We start from the raw sequence: 15,478 nt of genomic DNA, 5'->3' as shown, positions 1-15,478 counted from the left end.
AACTTCGCTGCCGGCTTTGCCGTTCAGCGCGCTGCGTTGTCTGCAGCAGAGAAACGAGATTATGCAGCGCTTTCTTCGTTTCGTCAACCGGGTCAGCAATCTTTTTTTGCTGCGTCAGCACCGCGATTCCCGCTGCGCCAACCTCCCCAATCCACCCCGCAACCCTGGCCAGCCCTGCCTTGCAGCGCCGTCTCGTGTTGCGAGGGGGCGAATATTACGGCCCCACAACCGTCTTGGCAAGGGGTTGGGCGAAATAATTCGAGAAAACCGAAAAGCGCTCTTCCTGTCACCCGAACAATCAGTTGCAAATGGCTGTATAGAATCGATATTTCCGGGCCGCGCTCCGGCCCATTTCTGGACGAGGACGTTCAATGACTATCCAAGCGACATGGCAGCCGAGCCAGGGCAATACCATCTGTAACCTGACCAATGGCCAGGCGAACTGGCAGGCGGACCTGGATGACGCCGCCGGCGGCAACCCGCAGTATCCGAGCCCGCATGACTTGCTGGATTCGGCGCTTGCGGCTTGCACTGTGCTCACGCTCCAGCTTTATGCCAGGCGCAAGAACTATGCGGTGGAATCCATCCATGCCTCCGTTAGCCACGAAGAAACCAACGGCCGCTATGCGATGAAGCGGGAAGTCCGCGTCACCGGACACCTGGATCCCAAGATCCTTGAAGACCTGCTGCGCGTGGCCAACAAGTGTCCGGTGCACAAATCATTGTCGGCCGATATTGTCATCGACACCACGCTCACTGGCTGAAGCCGGCGCGTCATCCTCCTGACCCACACCACGCGGTACGGTAGCAAGCAGGCAAGTCATCCGGCAAAAACGGCGCGAGCGCCGAAGAACCGGATGGCACCGTATTTGTTCGCTGCCCCACCAAGCTCATGGTTTCGAGGGTCGGAAACGCCACTCTATGCTTTGTCGGTGTCCGGCCACGCGTCTTACCATGAAGAAAAAAGAAGAAGGCAGCACCTTTATCGCTGTGGAGCGGGGACACCTTGACGAATTACATCGAAGAGTATTGCGCCCAGATTCGGCGCACGGGAGCTGCAGGCCTGGTTGCCAAACCCATTCTGGTCGGCCAGGACGGCACTTACACGATGACATATGTGCCGCACGAGCATCTCAACGCAGGTGCACGCCTGGTATTGGTCAGCACGACGCCGGGGCACGCCCATGTACGGCTCGCCGCCACGGTAACGGAGGAGTTGCTGCAGGCACGCACGCCCGAACGGGTGATCCAGCGCGAGAACAAGCGCCGCGTGGAACTGGGCGGGCAACTGATACGGCCCAACCTGATTCGCATGCTCGACCATTTCCGCGTCCCGGAACTGGTGGGATTGCCACACGCCGCGGCGCTGTGGAATGAAGGCTTCGACCAGTTCCAGCCGCTGGCCCTTCTGCCGTTTGCCACCACGCGCCGCGGACTCGCCTTCGACGGCACGCTCGAAGATTTGCTCGCGGCGCCCATGCTGCGCGCTGCATTCGAAACCCACTTCCTCGGCGCGATACGGCAGATACGCCCCGACGCGCTGTATATTGCGCTGGGCCGTACCGCGTGGTCCGGACTGCGCCATGCAGCAAGCCGGCGGCTGCTGGCCAGGCACCAGTTGCTGGGGATGATGCCGGTCCCGGCCCGCGCCGGAAATATGGTGCGCTACTTCCTGCGCGAGATTCCCGCGCGCGACCTGTCACCGAACGATCCTGTCCGGCACCGCGTCGACTGGCTGGACGCCGCACACACCGAACTCATGGCGAATGTCCAGAAGCTGCGCGCCGCCAATATGCCCCCCATGGGGCCCAACTACCTGATCGCATGATCTGGACAATGCGAGCCACTTCCCTACCTAAGAGGGGTCTCGATGCGCACCATTGCGCCGATAACGCCTCTTGAGGAAACTGACTTCTCGCATTCCCGATTGGCGGCCCCTGTGCGGGCCGCGATTTTTTTGTGTGCCGCGCCGATTGATCGGCCAGCTCATCCTCCCGACCGCACGAACGCGATGGCAGCGCCGACCACGGCCAGCAGCCCCCGCCAGCGCCACCAGTTCGCCTGGGCACTGCACCGCCGTCGCGCATCGTCCCGCAAGACGCGCAGCGCATGTCTCAGTGCACCAATGGGACATGTCCCCGCTCACTACAATGCACGCATGCCCAGCAACCGGAGCCCTTCCGCCATGCCCACCCCGTCGGCCCGGCGCGCACGCAGGCAGACGGGAGCGCTCCTGCACGCCCTGCTGTGCGCCGCGTTTTTGCTGGCAACCCCGGCCGGGCCCGCGCAGGGCGACCAGCCCGGCATCGCATTCTCCGCACTGCGTCCCGGCGCGCAATTGCCGGCCGACTGGAAGAACCTCCCGGTCGTGCACGGCAAGATCATGACCCGCTACAGCCTGGTGGCGGACGGCAACACTACCGTCCTCCAGGCCGACGCGAGCGCTTCGGCCTCCGCGCTGATACACGAGGGCAATATCGACCTGAACCGTACCCCCGTCGTCGCCTGGCGCTGGAAGGCGCAAGCCCCGATCGAAGGCGCCGACAACAGCGAGGGCGCCAGGGAGGATGCCCCGGCACGGCTGGTGTTCTTCTTCGATGGCGACAAGGAAAAACTCTCGTTCGGCGACCGAGCCAGCATTCAGCTTGCCAGGAGCCTCGGCGGCGAAGACCTGCCCTACGCCACGCTGATGTACATCTGGTCGACCACGGCAGCGCCCGGCAGCGTCATCGCCAATCCGCACACGGGGCGCGTGCAGATGATCGTGGTCTCCGGCAAGCCCGGCGATGCCGGCCAATGGCAAAGCCTGCACCGCAATATCGTGCAGGACTACGAACAGGTATTCCACGAACCGCCCGGCAGGATCACCGCCTACGGCCTGCTCACCGATACCGACAACACGGGCGCCACCGCGCGCGCGTGGTACGGCGACCTGCGCTTCCTGCCCGCACAGTAAGCGTCATGCATGCGGCGGCAGCGTGGCCGCCACGCTGGCCCGGAGTGCGAGGAGAACCCGCTCCATCAGTGCCGCACCCTCCTCGTCAGCCACGCCCATGGCCTGTCGCACGCTGACTACCTTGTCGGCATCGTAGTGCCGGCCGGAACCAGCCTCGGCTTCGAAAGCATTGGCGCGCTGCGTGATCGCGGCCGGATCCGCGCTGACGAGCAGCACCGCATGGGCCAGCACAAGATGGCGCTGGCCGTCCGTCGCCTGCACGGCAGCGGGCGCGCGGCGCCAGTACTGGGCCGTGCCGGCAATCTTGTGCGCCTGCCCCGGCGGGCCCCATGCAAGGTTGAAACGCCCGTCGCAGAACGAGCCGTCCACCGCCTGCCAGTGCGTGTCCACGCCAAGTGTGCGCAGTGCCCCGCCGACGACCTCGCAGAGGTGCAGGTACACCGCCTCGCTCAGCGCGCCGGGCGGCCCGTCCACGCTGTACGCAAGGCTCAGGTTCAGGATGCCCGGCCCCTGCGGCACCAGCCCGCCGCCCGACATGCGCTGCCACACCGGGCAGCCACGCCGCGCGAAGCTGTCACGCGCGGCCTCGAACTTCGGATAGCGCAGGTAGCTGCGTGGCACCACCAGCGACACCGGGGCCTCCCACAACTGGGCGACCTGGCTGCCCTGTGCTGCAGCGTCCAGCAACGCAAGTTCGGCCTGCAGCGGATCGCCTTCCGCAGCATGGGGCTCGATGAATACGAATGGCATGGAATTCGTTCTGGCGGTGATCTGCCACACGATAGCAGGCCGGCGCGGACGGCGCTGCCGCCGTCCGCTTGCCGGCATCACCCGGCCAGGTGCTTGCGCAGCAGCGCGTTGAAGTCGCTGGCCTTTTCCATCTGGCTCATGTGCCCGGCATCATCGAACACCTTCACCGTGGCGCCGGCCGGTGCGTTCTGCGCGTGCGCGCTGGGGATGATCCGGTCCTGCGCGCCCCACACCACCAGCGTGCGCTTGCCGGTATCCGCCAGCCGCCGCCCCGGCTGTTCGCGCTGACGACCCTGCGCGAACAGGCTGTCGCCGAGCGCCGCCAGCGATTCCTGCACGCCGTCGAGCCGCTTGTAGCGCAGCAGGTCGTCCAGCATCTGCCGGCTGACCAGCTCCGGGTTGGCGAACAACAGCTCGACCACGGGCTTGAGCTCGCGCCGCGACTGCGCGCTGACAAAGCCCTCGGTATAGCCATTGTTGATCTCGTCGCCCATGCCGGCCGGCGAGACCAGCGCCACCGACAACACACGCTGCGGCGCATCCACGGCTAGCTGCGCGGCAATGCCGCCGCCCATGGAATGGCCCACCACGTGCGCCGCATCGATGCCGGCCGCATCCAGGAAGCGGGCTACAAAGCCGGCCATCTCCGCCAGCGTCGTGCCCGCGAGCCGCGGCGACGTCTGTCCGTGACCTGGCAGGTCCAGCGCCACCACGGTGTACGCATCGGCGAGGGCGTCGAGGTTGAACAGCCAGTTGTCCAGGTCGCCGCCAAATCCGTGGAGGAAGAGCACCGCCTGCCCGGCGTCGCCCTTGCGGGCGTAGCGGACACGGATGCCGTCGACGTCGGCATACTGGTACGCGGGTCCGGCTTCTTCCTCGCCGCCGTCGTCCGCCGGCGTCTCATAAGCCGCAATGTAGGCATCGATTTCCGCATCGCTCACCTCCGCTGACGCCAGCACGCCAAGCAAGGCCTTGACCGGCAGCACATCTCCTACGCCGGCAACCTTGCGGCGCAGCGTGCCGGCGTCAGGCGCCTCGACGGCATTGGCGATCTTGTCGGTTTCCACATCGAGGATCGGCATGCCCACCGAAATCTCGGCGCCTTCGTCGACGAGCCAGGCATTGACGGTGCCTTCCTTCATCGACAGGCCCCACTTGGGCATCACGATCGGGGTAATTGCGGCAGCCATCAGTGCTTGCCTCCCTTCATGGTCTTGCGCACCGCTTCCACGACGTGCGCGGCACTGGGGATGTATAGGTCTTCCAGCGTGGGCGAGAACGGCACCGGCGTATGCGGCGGGCAGACCATCTCGATGCCGGCCTTGAGCGCGCCGAACGCCTGCTGTGCCACCTGCGCCGAAATATCGGTCGCGAGATTGCAGCGCGGGCTCGCCTCGTCCACCACCACCAGCCGCCCGGTGTTCTCGACCGATTCGAGCACCGTGTCCATGTCCAGCGGCGACAGCGTACGCAGGTCGATCACTTCCGCTTCCACGCCTTCCTTTGCCAGCGTGGCTGCCGCATCCAGTGCCCGGTGCACCATCAGCCCGTACGCGACGATGGTCACGTCCTTGCCGTCACGCGCGATATTGGCCTCGCCAAACGGGATGGTGTAGGCACCCTCGGGGACGTCGCCCTCCAGCCCGTACAGGTTCTTGTGCTCGCAGAAGATCACCGGGTCGTTGTCGCGGATCGCCTGGATCAGCAGGCCCTTGGTGTCGTATGGCGTCGACGGGCACACCACTTTGAGGCCCGGGATGTGCGTAAACAGCGGCGTCAGCATCTGGCTGTGCTGCGCGGCGGCGCGGAAGCCCGCGCCCACCATCGCGCGGATCACCACCGGCGTCTCGGCCTTGCCGCCGAACATGTAGCGGAACTTGGCGGCCTGGTTGAAGATCTGGTCGAAGCACACGCCCATGAAGTCGATGAACATCAGCTCGGCGATCGGCCGCATGCCGCAGGCCGCTGCGCCGATGGCCGCACCCACGTAGGCGGACTCGGATAGCGGCGTGTCCAGCAGCCGGTCGCCGTGCTTGGCGTAGAGGCCCTTGGTCACGCCCAGCACGCCGCCCCAGGCGTCCTTCTCGCCGTCCGCGCCGGCGCCGCCGACAATGTCTTCACCCAGCATGATCACGCTGGGGTCACGCGTCATTTCCTGGTCGATCGCCTCGTTGATCGCCAGCTTGATGCTCAGTTTGCGAGCCATGTTCTGTCCCCTGATGATTAGGTAGCCGTGTCGGGTTGGCAGCGATTCAGTAGCTCACGTAGACATCCGTCAGCAGGTCTTCCGGCCCGGGCAGCGGTGCGGCCTTGGCTTCCTGCACCGCGTGTTCGATCAGCGCGGCGACTTCGCGGTCAATGGCTTCGAGTTCCTCGCGCGTGATGACGCCGGCCTGCGTCACGGTGCGCGAGAACAGCTTCAGGCAGTCCTTGTTGGCGCGGATGTCGTCGAGTTCGCCGGCCGCGCGATAGGTCTGTGCGTCGCCTTCGAAATGGCCATAGAAGCGGACCATCTTGCATTCGAGCAGCGCCGGCCCGCCGCCTTCGCGCGCACGGCGGATGACCTCGCCGGCAGCCTCATGCACGGCGAAGAAATCGGTGCCGTCCACGGTCACGCCAGGAATGCCGAAGCCGGCCGCACGATCCACGTAGCTATCGACCGCAGTGCCGTAGTCGCGCGAGGTCGACTCCGCGTAGCCGTTGTTCTCGATCACGAAGATCACCGGCAGGTTCCACACGGCGGCCAGGTTCAGGCTTTCGAGGAAGGTGCCCTGGTTCGAGGCGCCATCGCCGGAGAAAGTAATGCCGACCTCGCCCTTGCCGCGGAACTTGGCCGCCAGCGCGGCGCCGCAGATCAGCGGCGCGCCGGCGCCCAGGATGCCGTTGGCGCCCATCATGCCCTTGGACAGGTCGGCGATATGCATGGAGCCGCCCTTGCCGTTGCACGAGCCGCCCTTCTTGCCGTAGATCTCCTTCATCATCGCGACCGGGTCCACGCCCTTGGCAATGCAGTGGCCGTGGCCGCGGTGCGTGCTGGCGATGCGGTCGCCATCGTTGAGGTGATGCAGGATGCCGACACCGGCGGCCTCCTCGCCCGCATAGAGGTGCACGAAGCCGGGAATGTCGCCACGGCCGAAGTCCACGTGCAGGCGTTCTTCGAAGTCGCGGATGGTGCGCATCTTGCGATACACCGACAGCAGGGTCTCCTTGTCGAGTGGCAGCCCGCTGGGGCCGGCTTGCATGGCACTGGCGCTCATGGTTGTCTCCTTGGTTGGGGTGGTACGGTTTGCTCAGTGGACTGCGGGTACGCTGCGCATCAGCCGCGCGCGCGCGGCATAGCGCATGCACGCCGCCACGTCGATGCTGCGGAAGGCGTGTTCATGCAGGGTGACGGTGACTTCGTCGTGCGGGCCGAAGGCCAGCTCGCGCTCGCCGTCGAGCGCGACGATGCCCGCGCGCTGGCGCACGCGATGCGGCCTGGCGTGCTCCAGGCGCTGCCAGCCGGCCACGGAAACCGGGCACAGCAGGCCGGGGGCAATCGGCGCGCGCAGCTCGAACTCGCCTTGCCCCGGCGCAGCCAGTTCGATCGCGAGACCGCCCGCTTCGCGCCGGCCCAGCGGTTCCAGCAGGCCGGCGATGGCCGACAGGCCGATGGCCTGCGGATCGGCAAAGGCCACGTACACGGCGGCCAGCGTGTCGGCCTTCCACAGCGCCCGCGCACCGATGAAATGCTCGTGGGCGATCACCGCGTCGACCAGCGCGATATCGCGCCGGAAGCCGCCGTCGGCATCGCGGATGACGATGTCGAGCCGCTTGTTCGATGCCAGCGCGTGCGATGCCGGCACCTGGCCCGTGGCGTACAGCCCCGCCGCCAGCCCGGTGATGGTGGGCTCGCGCATTTCCGGGAAGGCGTTGTTGGTGCCGGTAGACAGGCCGGCGATCGGCACGCCGCCGCATTCGCGCACCACCGCGCGGTGCGTGCCGTCGCCGCCCAGCACGATGATCACCGCCACGCCGGCATCAGCCATCTGGCGCGCCGCGTTCAGCGTGTCATCGACGCGCGCGGTGACAGGCATGTCGACGTACTCCACGGCCGGCAGCCCGGCGTCCGGCCCCTGGTGCCGGCTCAGGTGACGGCCGAGCATGACGCGCAGCCCTTCGCGGTCCGGCATCATCATCACGCGGTCGACGCCGCAGGCCGACAACGCGGCCAGCAGGCGCAGCACGATGTTGACGCGATCGGCCAGCTGCAGGCTGCTGGCATTCGCAATCACGCGGCGGATGTCGCGCGCCGATACCGGGTTGGCGATGATGCCGACCAGCGGCGCACCGGCGGACCGTGCTTGTCCCATGGCCTGTTTCCTGTTGTCGTTGTGCTGACAGGCAGATTGCAATGGCTGTGCCAGCATGCACGGCGTGCCGCTTCGAGGCAGGGACAGGAAAAATTGCGGGATAACCCGCAGGAAACGCGGGTCAGGCTGCCGTGCGGACCGTGCCGCCGGCGTTCATGGCGTGACAGGTGTCACAGCGCAGGTGTACACCGCTGGACAACTGTCTCGTTGGGCAGCGTTACGGCTGCGGCGGGTCGCCGTCGCGGCGGTTGGGGGACTGGATGCCGTAGCGCTCCATGCGGCGGTACAGCGTCATGCGGCTCACGCCAATCTGTCGCGCCACGGCGCTGAGGTTCCAGCCTGACGCACGCAGGTACTGCATCAGCAGCATGGCCTCGGGCGACAACTGATGCGCGTCGCCGTGCGCCGCCGGCAGCGCCGGCACTGCCGCTGTCGGCGCGGGTGCCGCTTCGGCGCCAAGGCTGTCGGGCAGGTCGTGCAGTTCGATATAGCCGTCGGAGCAGACCGCGCGCGAGTACTCCAGCACGTTGCGCAGCTCGCGCAGGTTGCCGGGCCAGCGGTGGCGGCAAAGCCGTTCGCGCGCCTGCGGCGACAGCGTAATGCCGCCCTGCCCGTCATCGCCCAGCATCTTCTGCACGAGCCAGTCGAAATCCGTGCGCTCGCGCAGCGGCGGCAGCGCAAAGCGCGCGCCGTTGAGCCGGTAGAACAGGTCCTCGCGGAAACGCCCTTGCGCCACCAGGTCTTCCAGCCGGTGATGGGTGGCGGAAATCACGCGCAGCCTGACCGGCACCGGGCGCGCCGCGCCGATGGGCAGCACCTCGCCCTCGGCCAGCACGCGCAGCAGCCGCGACTGCAGCTCGCGCGGCATGTCGCCGATCTCGTCAAGGAACAGCGTGCCGCCGTCCGCCTCCTGGATCAGCCCGCGCTTGCCGCGCGGGCCGGCGCCGGAGAAGCTGTTGGGCAGGTGGCCGAACAGCTCGCTTTCGATCAGCGTTTCCGGAATGGCGGCGCAGTTCACCGCCACGAAAGGCTGGCCGCGGCGCGCGCTGGCCTGGTGCAGCGCCTTGGCGAAGTATTCCTTGCCGCTGCCGGTCTCGCCGTTGATGAGCAAATTGATAGGCGAATCAACGAGTCGCGCCGCGCGCTGCAACTGCTGCTGCAGCGCGGCATCGCCGCCGCACAGTGCCGCCAGCGGCTCCGGCAGCGGTGCGGGCCGCTCGCGCGCCGTATCCGCCTGCCAGCGCAGGGCGGGCGGCAGCACGCTCAGGTAGAGCAGGCCGCCGCTGCGGTTCAGTGCCACCAGGCGCTGCTCGCTCGGGCGTGAATAGACATAGCGGCCCAGGTCTTCCAGCCGAGCGTTGAACAGCGTCTCGAACGGCTGGCCGAGCACCGTGCCGGTGGGCAACTCGCCTTCCAGCATGCGGCGCGCCCGGTGGTTGTGGCCGACGATGCGGCCGCTGTCATCCAGCGCGAGCAGGTACTCCGGGTTGACGTCGACAAACTCCGGCGAGACGTTGAGCTTGAGGATCCAGTCGCGGTGGTGTACGCGCAGGAAGTTGGCGTTCTCGATATGCGCCGCGTAAATGCGCACCATCTGCAGCGCCAGCCCCTGGCTTTCCTTGGCATGCGGGGAAGTCAGCGCGGAGATGTCCAGGATCGCGCTCAGGTTGCCGCGCGAATCGAACAGCGGCGCCGCCGTGCAGGTGAGCGGGATGTGGGTCGCATCGAAATGGTCGGCCTGGTGGACCGTCAGCGCTTCGCCGGTAACCAGTGCCGTGCCGACCGCGCAGGTGCCCGCGCCGCGCTCGCTCCATTCCGCGCCCAGGTACAGGCCGGCATGGCGCAGGTCGGCATCGGTGCGCGCATCGCCGATGTAGTCCACGGTCACGCCCTGCGCATCGGTCAGCAGCACCACGTAGCCCAGGCCTGCGACCTGGGCATAGAGGCTTTCCAGCCCGTGCCGGGCAATGCGGGCGAAGTCGTCGATGCGTTGCTGGTGCTCGCGCAGGCGCGTCTGCGGCACGATGCGCGCTTCCTGCATGCGCGAGGGATCGAGCCCGTACTGGTGCACGCAGCGCCGCCACGAATTCTGGATCACGGCGTCGTGCGTCAGCCGGTCCGCAAGCGGCGCAGGCGGGGGCAGGTAGGTAGTGGCCTGGACCACCGTCTCGATGTGCTCGCGTTGCCGCAGGTCCATCGCTGTCTCCTTGTCGTCTTCGCTGCGCCGCGGGGGGCACATTGGCGAACTGGCGAGCCGGGCGCGTCATCGCACGCCTCTGTGTTGGCTACTGTATCCGACGCGGTCGGGACGGTGCAAACCGGCATGGCCGCACGGCCCTATAAGTGCGGCACACGGCATTTCATGGCGAAGCGATGACGCGAAGCCGCGCGAACAGGGCTGCGGCTTCGCGGTCGTGGCGGGCGAGATGCGCACGCTGGCCGAACACGGCCAGCGCATGATGCAGGCGATCGCGGCGTTCCGGCTCGCGGGCGCCTGATATCCGTCGGGGGCAGTTGCCCCTCAGGCTGCCGACGTCAGTGCGCGCGCGGCGTCGGCAGCAATTTCGAACGAGCGCAGCCGCGCAGAGTGGTCGTAGATCTGGCCCGTCAGCATCAGCTCGTCCGGGTGCAGATCATCGACAAAGCGCTGCATGCCGGCGCGCACCGCGTCCGGATCGCCCACCACCGAACAGGCAAGCGACCGGCGGATATGGTCGGCCTCGGTTTCGGTCCACAACGCCTCGATATCGTCCACGGGCGCGCGCAGTTGCCCCGGCGTGCCGCGCACCAGTGCCAGGAACTGCTGCTGCAATGAGCTGAACAGGCGCCGCGCCGCTTCACCGGTCTCTGCCGCGAACACATTGAGGCCGAGCATCACATGGGGCCGCTCCAGCTGCGCGGACGGCCGGAACGTACGCCGGTACAGGTCCACGGCCTGACGCATGAAACCCGGCGCGAAATGCGAGGCAAACGCGAACGGCAGGCCCATCGCCGCCGCCAGCTGTGCGCTGAACAGGCTCGAACCCAGCAGCCACAGCGGCACCTTCAGGCCAGCGCCGGGCACGGCGCGCAGGCGCTGGCCCGGGCGCACATCGTCGAAATAGGCCTGCAGCTCTTCCACATCCTGCGGGAACGTGTCGGCCGTGTCGTGCGACAGTTGCCGGCGCAGCGCGCGCGCCGTGGCCTGGTCCGTGCCAGGCGCACGGCCCAGGCCCAGGTCGATGCGTCCCGGATAGAGCGAGGCCAGCGTGCCGAACTGTTCGGCCACGACCAGCGGCGAATGGTTGGGCAGCATGACGCCGCCAGAGCCCACGCGGATGGTGCGCGTGCCATTGGCCACGTAGCCGATCAGCACCGCGGTCGCGGCGCTGGCGATGCCCGGCATATTGTGGTGCTCGGCCAGCCAGAAGCGCCGGTAGCCGAGGCGCTCGGCGTGCTGCGCAAGGTCGAGCGAATTGCGCATGGCCTGGCCGGCATCGCTGCCCTCCGCGATGGGAGCCAGGTCGAGAAGGGAATACGGGATTGGGGTCGTCATGGAAGCTGCCTTGGGACAGCGGCAGGCCCTGTGTCGGCCGCCGCGCGAGCGAATCGAAAACGTCCGCTATCTTAGTGAGAGCCCGGCAATCGTGCTGGCAGCCGCCGTGCGTCCATGCCGGCGGCGTGGTTATCGCTGCGGCGCTGGCGGCGGGAAGGATTGAGCGCAGCGCCGCTTGTCCCGTACCATGCAGCCCCATGCGAAGCAGGAAATCGGTATGACACTCAAGACACTGGACGGCGCGCTGGCCTTGCTGACCCACTTCACCGTGCGGCAGCCGACCTGGGGCGTTCGCGAACTCGCCAAGCACAGCGGCGTGCACTACGCCGTGGTGCACCGCGTGCTGGCCACCTTTGCCGCCAACGGCTTTCTGGTGCAGGACGCGGCCACCGGCAAGTATTCGCTGGGCCTGCGCCTGTTCGAGCTCGGCCAGGTCGTGCGCAAAAGCTTCTCGCCCGACGAGATCGTGCGCCCGGCGCTGGAGAAGCTGGCCGCGCAGAGCGGCGAGACGGTCTTCCTGTCGTGGCTCGACGGCCATGAGGGGCTGTGCGTGGGCCTGGTGCAGAGCCAGCACCAGCTGCGCTTTTCGATCGAGCTGGGCGAGCGCTTCCCGCTGTACGCGGGCGCGCATGCCAAGGCCATGCTCGCGTTTCAGGACGACGCCTTCCGCGACGAGGTCTATCGTCAGGGCATGGAGAAGATGGGACCCCACACGGCGCTGGACCGCGACACCATCGAGGCGCAGCTGGCCGAGGTACGCCAGCACGGCTGGGCCCACACGCGCGAGGAGGCAGCCGCGAGCGTGGCCGGGCTGGCGCTGCCGCTGTGGTCGCGCGACCACAACGCGGTGATCGGCTCGGTGGCCATTGCCGGCCCGCCGCAGCGGCTCGGCGAGGACGCGGTGCCGCGCCTGCTCGAAGCCCTGCGCGATGCCAGCGGCCGGCTCGAGGACGTGATCGGCTTCGTTCGCTGAGTCGGCGCCAATTCGGCGTCAGCCGCCCAGCAGCGCCTGCCCCACGGCGCCGCCAAAGACGCGCTGGCCGATGGCGTGGCCCAGCGCGCGGTAGCTTTCCCACTGCGCCTCGTCGAAGAACTGGTCCGAGGTTGCTTCCTGCGGAAAGGCCGGATGGCCCGCGCCGTATTGCTGCACATCGGCAGGCGCCCAGCCCGCCAGGCGCGGCTTGAGCAGCACGATGCGGCATGCCGGCTCGCGCCGGTCCATGCCCGGGCCGGCGGGGTACACATTGAGCAGCACCGCGCATTTGCCAGCAGCCGCGCCCGTGGCGTCCGCACCAAAATCTTCCGGCGTGCCGAACACGTTGCTCAGTACCGGGTGCGTGGTGGCGGCTGCCGTGTCCACCACGATTTCCAGGCCATGGTCGATACGCGCGAGCCGGATGAGGTTGGCCAGGTCGCCAAAGCGGTAGTCGATATCGCCGCCGGCATCGCACAGCACGATCAGCGATACATCGCGGCCCGGGCGCAGCAGCTCGTACACGCCGGTGTTGTCGAAGTGCCCGCCGTCCGACAGGTATTGCCAGCCGCGATGCATGCCGTGGAACCTCGCGACCAGTTCGCAACCCAGGCAATACTGGGTGCGGAACAGCGCGCTGAAACGCGACAACACCGGATGCGTGGCGCGCTCGGGCTGGCGCTGTCTGGCCGGCACGGCGCCCGCGTGGCGCGGGCCGTCGTGCAGGTACGACGGCCACCATGTGCCAAGCCGCAGATTGGCCAGCCCCAGCAGCAGCGAAGTCCCGAGCGTGGTGGCACGCCCCAGCCCGGTCGACACCGCCGCGCCGGAGATCGCGATCCAGTCGCCCACCGTGCGGGGTTCGGCGACCCGGGCCGTCCCCGGACGCGACAGATCCGGACAGCATGGACGCCCGTCGACAAAGAAGCGCGCATAGGCATCGGACGGCAGCGTCTGCGCTGGCCCGGGCTGGGCCACGCAAGGTCCGGGAGCCAGGCAAAGCGGCTTGCCCTTGCGGTCGCGCTGCACGAGTTGCTCGGCCGGATCCACGGTCTGGTTCAGCGTGACGTTGATCAGGTGCAGCGGCGCCAGCACACGCGGATCGTAGTAAGCGTTCAGGCTGAGCTGGTCGCCGGGCACCGGCTCGGCGACGCTGAAGCGCTCGCGTGCTTGGCGGCCAGGGGCATGGGGGACAAAGCGCTCGCCGTTGGACGCGCCGAGGTACGCGCGCGTAAGCCGCGCGGCGTAGAACGGCTGCAGCGTCGACAGGTTCAGGAACCCCGTGAAGCGCCCCGCCACCACCGCGAGCACCAGCGATACCAGCACCAGCACACCGAGCACCGGGCCGGTATAGGCATTGCCGTACACGAGCCAGTCCACCGGCTCGCGGCCGTTCCAGCGCACGTACAGCACCAACCATGACCACAGCACGTACACCAGCAGTGCCAGCAGCGCGGCCAATGCGCCGGCCAGCAGCGATACGGGCAGGTGCGCCACCAGCGCGCGCCACGGCGTATCGGCACGGTCCTGCTCACCTTCGTCGCGCAGGCCGGCGCCGTAGCGCACCAGCCAGACCAGCGCGGCCAGCACCCCGGCCGGTATGCCCGCGCTCCATGCCGACGCCGTCATGAACGCATGGAGATAGGTTGTGCGCGCAGCGGTATCGGCAATGCCAAGCGCCAGCAACCACAGCGTCAGCGTCAGCGCGCTGCGCAATGCGCGCGTGGCGCGCACGCGGTAGTCCGACACCGTACGCGGCACCGACACCAGCATCGCCAGGCAGCACAGCACCGCGAGCAGCAACAATGCACCCGCCGCCGCAAGCAGGCAGGCGAGCACCAGCCCTGGCCCCAGCCACACGACCCACCGTGCCGCCAGCAGCAGCAATACGGCCAAAAGCGTCGCGACGACCGGACCCGGACTGAGGAAGCGGGCCGCCGCCTGCGGGTCGCCGGCGCGCGGGTACACCAGCCAGTAGGCCAGCCCGGGCGGCACCGCCAGCAGCAGCGCCGAGCCCAATGGCAGCCACAGCAGCGCACTCCACCAGATCGCGCACTCGCCCTGGTTGAACGCCTGGCGCGCGTCATGCAGCAGGTCCATCTCATAGCGGCCTAGACCATATGACATCCCTGCGGCCACATGCTGGCCCAGTGCCAGCACGGCAAGCAGCACCAGCAGCGCGCTGCCGATCACGTAATGCATGGCCAGCCAGTTGCGCAGGACCAGCACGGCCGCGTAGAGGTTGTCGCCGGCGCCGGTCGGCGACAGGTAGCGCCCGTTTTCGCGCAGCCACGCCACGGCGCCGCGGCCCGGATCGGCTGCATAGGACACCGAAGTGCGGATGCGCCCGGGCGGCTCGCACTGCAGCGTGTGGTACGCGTCGGCCGCCGCTTGCACGGAGCTGGATCCGCGCCTCAGGCGGCCGGGCACGAACAGGCTGGTGAAGAAGGCGCCCAGGTAGCCGCCGCCGCTGACGGTGGAAAGGTAGTCGAACTGGGCCAGCAGCGATGCCGCGGGGGCTGGAGCACCCTGTTGCTCCCCGTTCGGCTCCTCTGGCGCCAGCCGCAGCGGCGTGCCGGCCAGCGCCTGCAGCACGCCGAGGCAGAAGGTACCGCTGCGGATACCGCCGCCGGACAGCGCCAGCGCCCAGTTGCGCGTGTCGCCCCGCGGCCGCGCCGGAATACCGAGCTGCCGGCGCCTTTGCGTGATACGGGCCGCTTCGTCGCCGAATCCGTGGTCTTCTGCAGGCATGCACGCCTCCGTAGCGAACGGTCTGTGCCCAGTATAGGCGGCTCGCCAGCCACTCCCCGGGGATGGCAGCCACCGCCTCATGCCCGCCGGCGTTCACTCGCATCCACATTAACCATGATTGTGGGGCGAGGTCGCTGAAACCGGCTTGACGGCCGAAGGCA

At 68.0% G+C, this 15,478-nt stretch carries 12 protein-coding genes; 4 read left to right on the top strand and 8 right to left on the bottom strand.

Going from position 1 to position 15,478, the window contains the following annotated elements; genetic code table 11:
* The first annotated feature begins 371 nt into the window (after positions 1-371).
* The 3 genes from LDO29_RS17915 (at position 372) to LDO29_RS17905 (ending at position 2,956) form a co-directional block, all read left to right on the top strand.
* Positions 372-764, top strand: a complete 393-nt coding sequence (locus LDO29_RS17915; RefSeq protein WP_224081131.1) for an OsmC family protein — start codon at positions 372-374, stop codon at positions 762-764.
* A 242-nt stretch (positions 765-1,006) separates the two neighbouring features.
* Positions 1,007-1,828 (top strand): hypothetical protein, encoded by an 822-nt coding sequence (locus LDO29_RS17910; protein WP_224081130.1) that lies wholly within the window; start codon positions 1,007-1,009, stop codon positions 1,826-1,828.
* A 357-nt stretch (positions 1,829-2,185) separates the two neighbouring features.
* On the top strand, positions 2,186-2,956 hold the full coding sequence (locus tag LDO29_RS17905; RefSeq protein WP_224081129.1) for a DUF3047 domain-containing protein: 771 nt from the start codon (positions 2,186-2,188) through the stop codon (positions 2,954-2,956).
* A 3-nt stretch (positions 2,957-2,959) separates the two neighbouring features.
* Here LDO29_RS17905 and LDO29_RS17900 read toward each other — a convergent pair whose 3' ends face one another.
* The 7 genes from LDO29_RS17900 to LDO29_RS17870 all read right to left on the bottom strand — a co-directional run bounded on the left by LDO29_RS17900 (position 2,960) and on the right by LDO29_RS17870 (position 11,593).
* Positions 2,960-3,706 (bottom strand): lipoyl protein ligase domain-containing protein, encoded by a 747-nt coding sequence (locus tag LDO29_RS17900; RefSeq protein WP_224081128.1) that lies wholly within the window; start codon positions 3,704-3,706, stop codon positions 2,960-2,962.
* A gap of 77 nt (positions 3,707-3,783) precedes the next feature.
* Positions 3,784-4,896 (bottom strand): acetoin dehydrogenase dihydrolipoyllysine-residue acetyltransferase subunit, encoded by a 1,113-nt coding sequence (locus tag LDO29_RS17895; RefSeq protein ID WP_224081127.1) that lies wholly within the window; start codon positions 4,894-4,896, stop codon positions 3,784-3,786.
* Complete coding sequence (locus tag LDO29_RS17890) at positions 4,896-5,912, bottom strand: alpha-ketoacid dehydrogenase subunit beta (RefSeq protein ID WP_224081126.1); 1,017 nt, start codon at positions 5,910-5,912, stop codon at positions 4,896-4,898. Before LDO29_RS17890 ends, LDO29_RS17895 begins: the two co-directional genes overlap by 1 nt.
* Before the next feature lie 46 nt (positions 5,913-5,958).
* A complete protein-coding gene (locus LDO29_RS17885) occupies positions 5,959-6,963 on the bottom strand; it encodes a thiamine pyrophosphate-dependent dehydrogenase E1 component subunit alpha (protein WP_224081125.1) in 1,005 nt (334 codons plus the stop codon).
* 33 nt (positions 6,964-6,996) lie between these two features.
* Positions 6,997-8,058, bottom strand: coding sequence for an ATP-NAD kinase family protein (locus LDO29_RS17880; protein WP_224081124.1), 1,062 nt, complete (start codon positions 8,056-8,058; stop codon positions 6,997-6,999).
* Between the two features lie 217 nt (positions 8,059-8,275).
* Positions 8,276-10,255 carry a sigma-54-dependent Fis family transcriptional regulator gene (locus LDO29_RS17875; protein WP_224081123.1) on the bottom strand — a complete coding sequence of 660 codons (1,980 nt, stop codon included), beginning with the start codon at positions 10,253-10,255 and terminating at the stop codon, positions 8,276-8,278.
* A 324-nt stretch (positions 10,256-10,579) separates the two neighbouring features.
* The gene (locus tag LDO29_RS17870; RefSeq protein WP_224081122.1) at positions 10,580-11,593 is read right to left on the bottom strand and encodes an LLM class flavin-dependent oxidoreductase; all 1,014 of its coding nucleotides are present in this window, start codon (positions 11,591-11,593) and stop codon (positions 10,580-10,582) included.
* A gap of 217 nt (positions 11,594-11,810) precedes the next feature.
* Between LDO29_RS17870 and LDO29_RS17865 the strand changes: the two genes are divergently transcribed.
* The gene (locus LDO29_RS17865) at positions 11,811-12,566 is read left to right on the top strand and encodes an IclR family transcriptional regulator (RefSeq protein WP_224081121.1); all 756 of its coding nucleotides are present in this window, start codon (positions 11,811-11,813) and stop codon (positions 12,564-12,566) included.
* 18 nt (positions 12,567-12,584) lie between these two features.
* Here the strand turns inward: LDO29_RS17865 and LDO29_RS17860 are convergent, their stop codons facing one another.
* Positions 12,585-15,317, bottom strand: a complete 2,733-nt coding sequence (locus tag LDO29_RS17860) for a patatin-like phospholipase domain-containing protein (protein WP_224081120.1) — start codon at positions 15,315-15,317, stop codon at positions 12,585-12,587.
* Positions 15,318-15,478: the final 161 nt, after the last annotated feature.

This window comes from Cupriavidus laharis, assembly GCF_914271435.1.
GTDB lineage: Bacteria > Pseudomonadota > Gammaproteobacteria > Burkholderiales > Burkholderiaceae > Cupriavidus > Cupriavidus laharis.
Note: the sequence above shows the minus strand (reverse complement) of the source record. Positions and strands in the feature narration are given on the sequence as shown.

Coding starts and splice junctions, on each gene's coding strand:
- LDO29_RS17915 (WP_224081131.1), top strand. CDS start 372: ATGACTATCCAAGCGACATGGCAGCCGAGCCAGGGCAATACCATCTGT.
- LDO29_RS17905 (WP_224081129.1), top strand. CDS start 2,186: ATGCCCACCCCGTCGGCCCGGCGCGCACGCAGGCAGACGGGAGCGCTC.
- LDO29_RS17900 (WP_224081128.1), bottom strand. CDS start 3,706: ATGCCATTCGTATTCATCGAGCCCCATGCTGCGGAAGGCGATCCGCTG.
- LDO29_RS17895 (WP_224081127.1), bottom strand. CDS start 4,896: ATGGCTGCCGCAATTACCCCGATCGTGATGCCCAAGTGGGGCCTGTCG.
- LDO29_RS17890 (WP_224081126.1), bottom strand. CDS start 5,912: ATGGCTCGCAAACTGAGCATCAAGCTGGCGATCAACGAGGCGATCGAC.
- LDO29_RS17885 (WP_224081125.1), bottom strand. CDS start 6,963: ATGAGCGCCAGTGCCATGCAAGCCGGCCCCAGCGGGCTGCCACTCGAC.
- LDO29_RS17880 (WP_224081124.1), bottom strand. CDS start 8,058: ATGGGACAAGCACGGTCCGCCGGTGCGCCGCTGGTCGGCATCATCGCC.
- LDO29_RS17875 (WP_224081123.1), bottom strand. CDS start 10,255: ATGGACCTGCGGCAACGCGAGCACATCGAGACGGTGGTCCAGGCCACT.
- LDO29_RS17870 (WP_224081122.1), bottom strand. CDS start 11,593: ATGACGACCCCAATCCCGTATTCCCTTCTCGACCTGGCTCCCATCGCG.
- LDO29_RS17865 (WP_224081121.1), top strand. CDS start 11,811: ATGACACTCAAGACACTGGACGGCGCGCTGGCCTTGCTGACCCACTTC.
- LDO29_RS17860 (WP_224081120.1), bottom strand. CDS start 15,317: ATGCCTGCAGAAGACCACGGATTCGGCGACGAAGCGGCCCGTATCACG.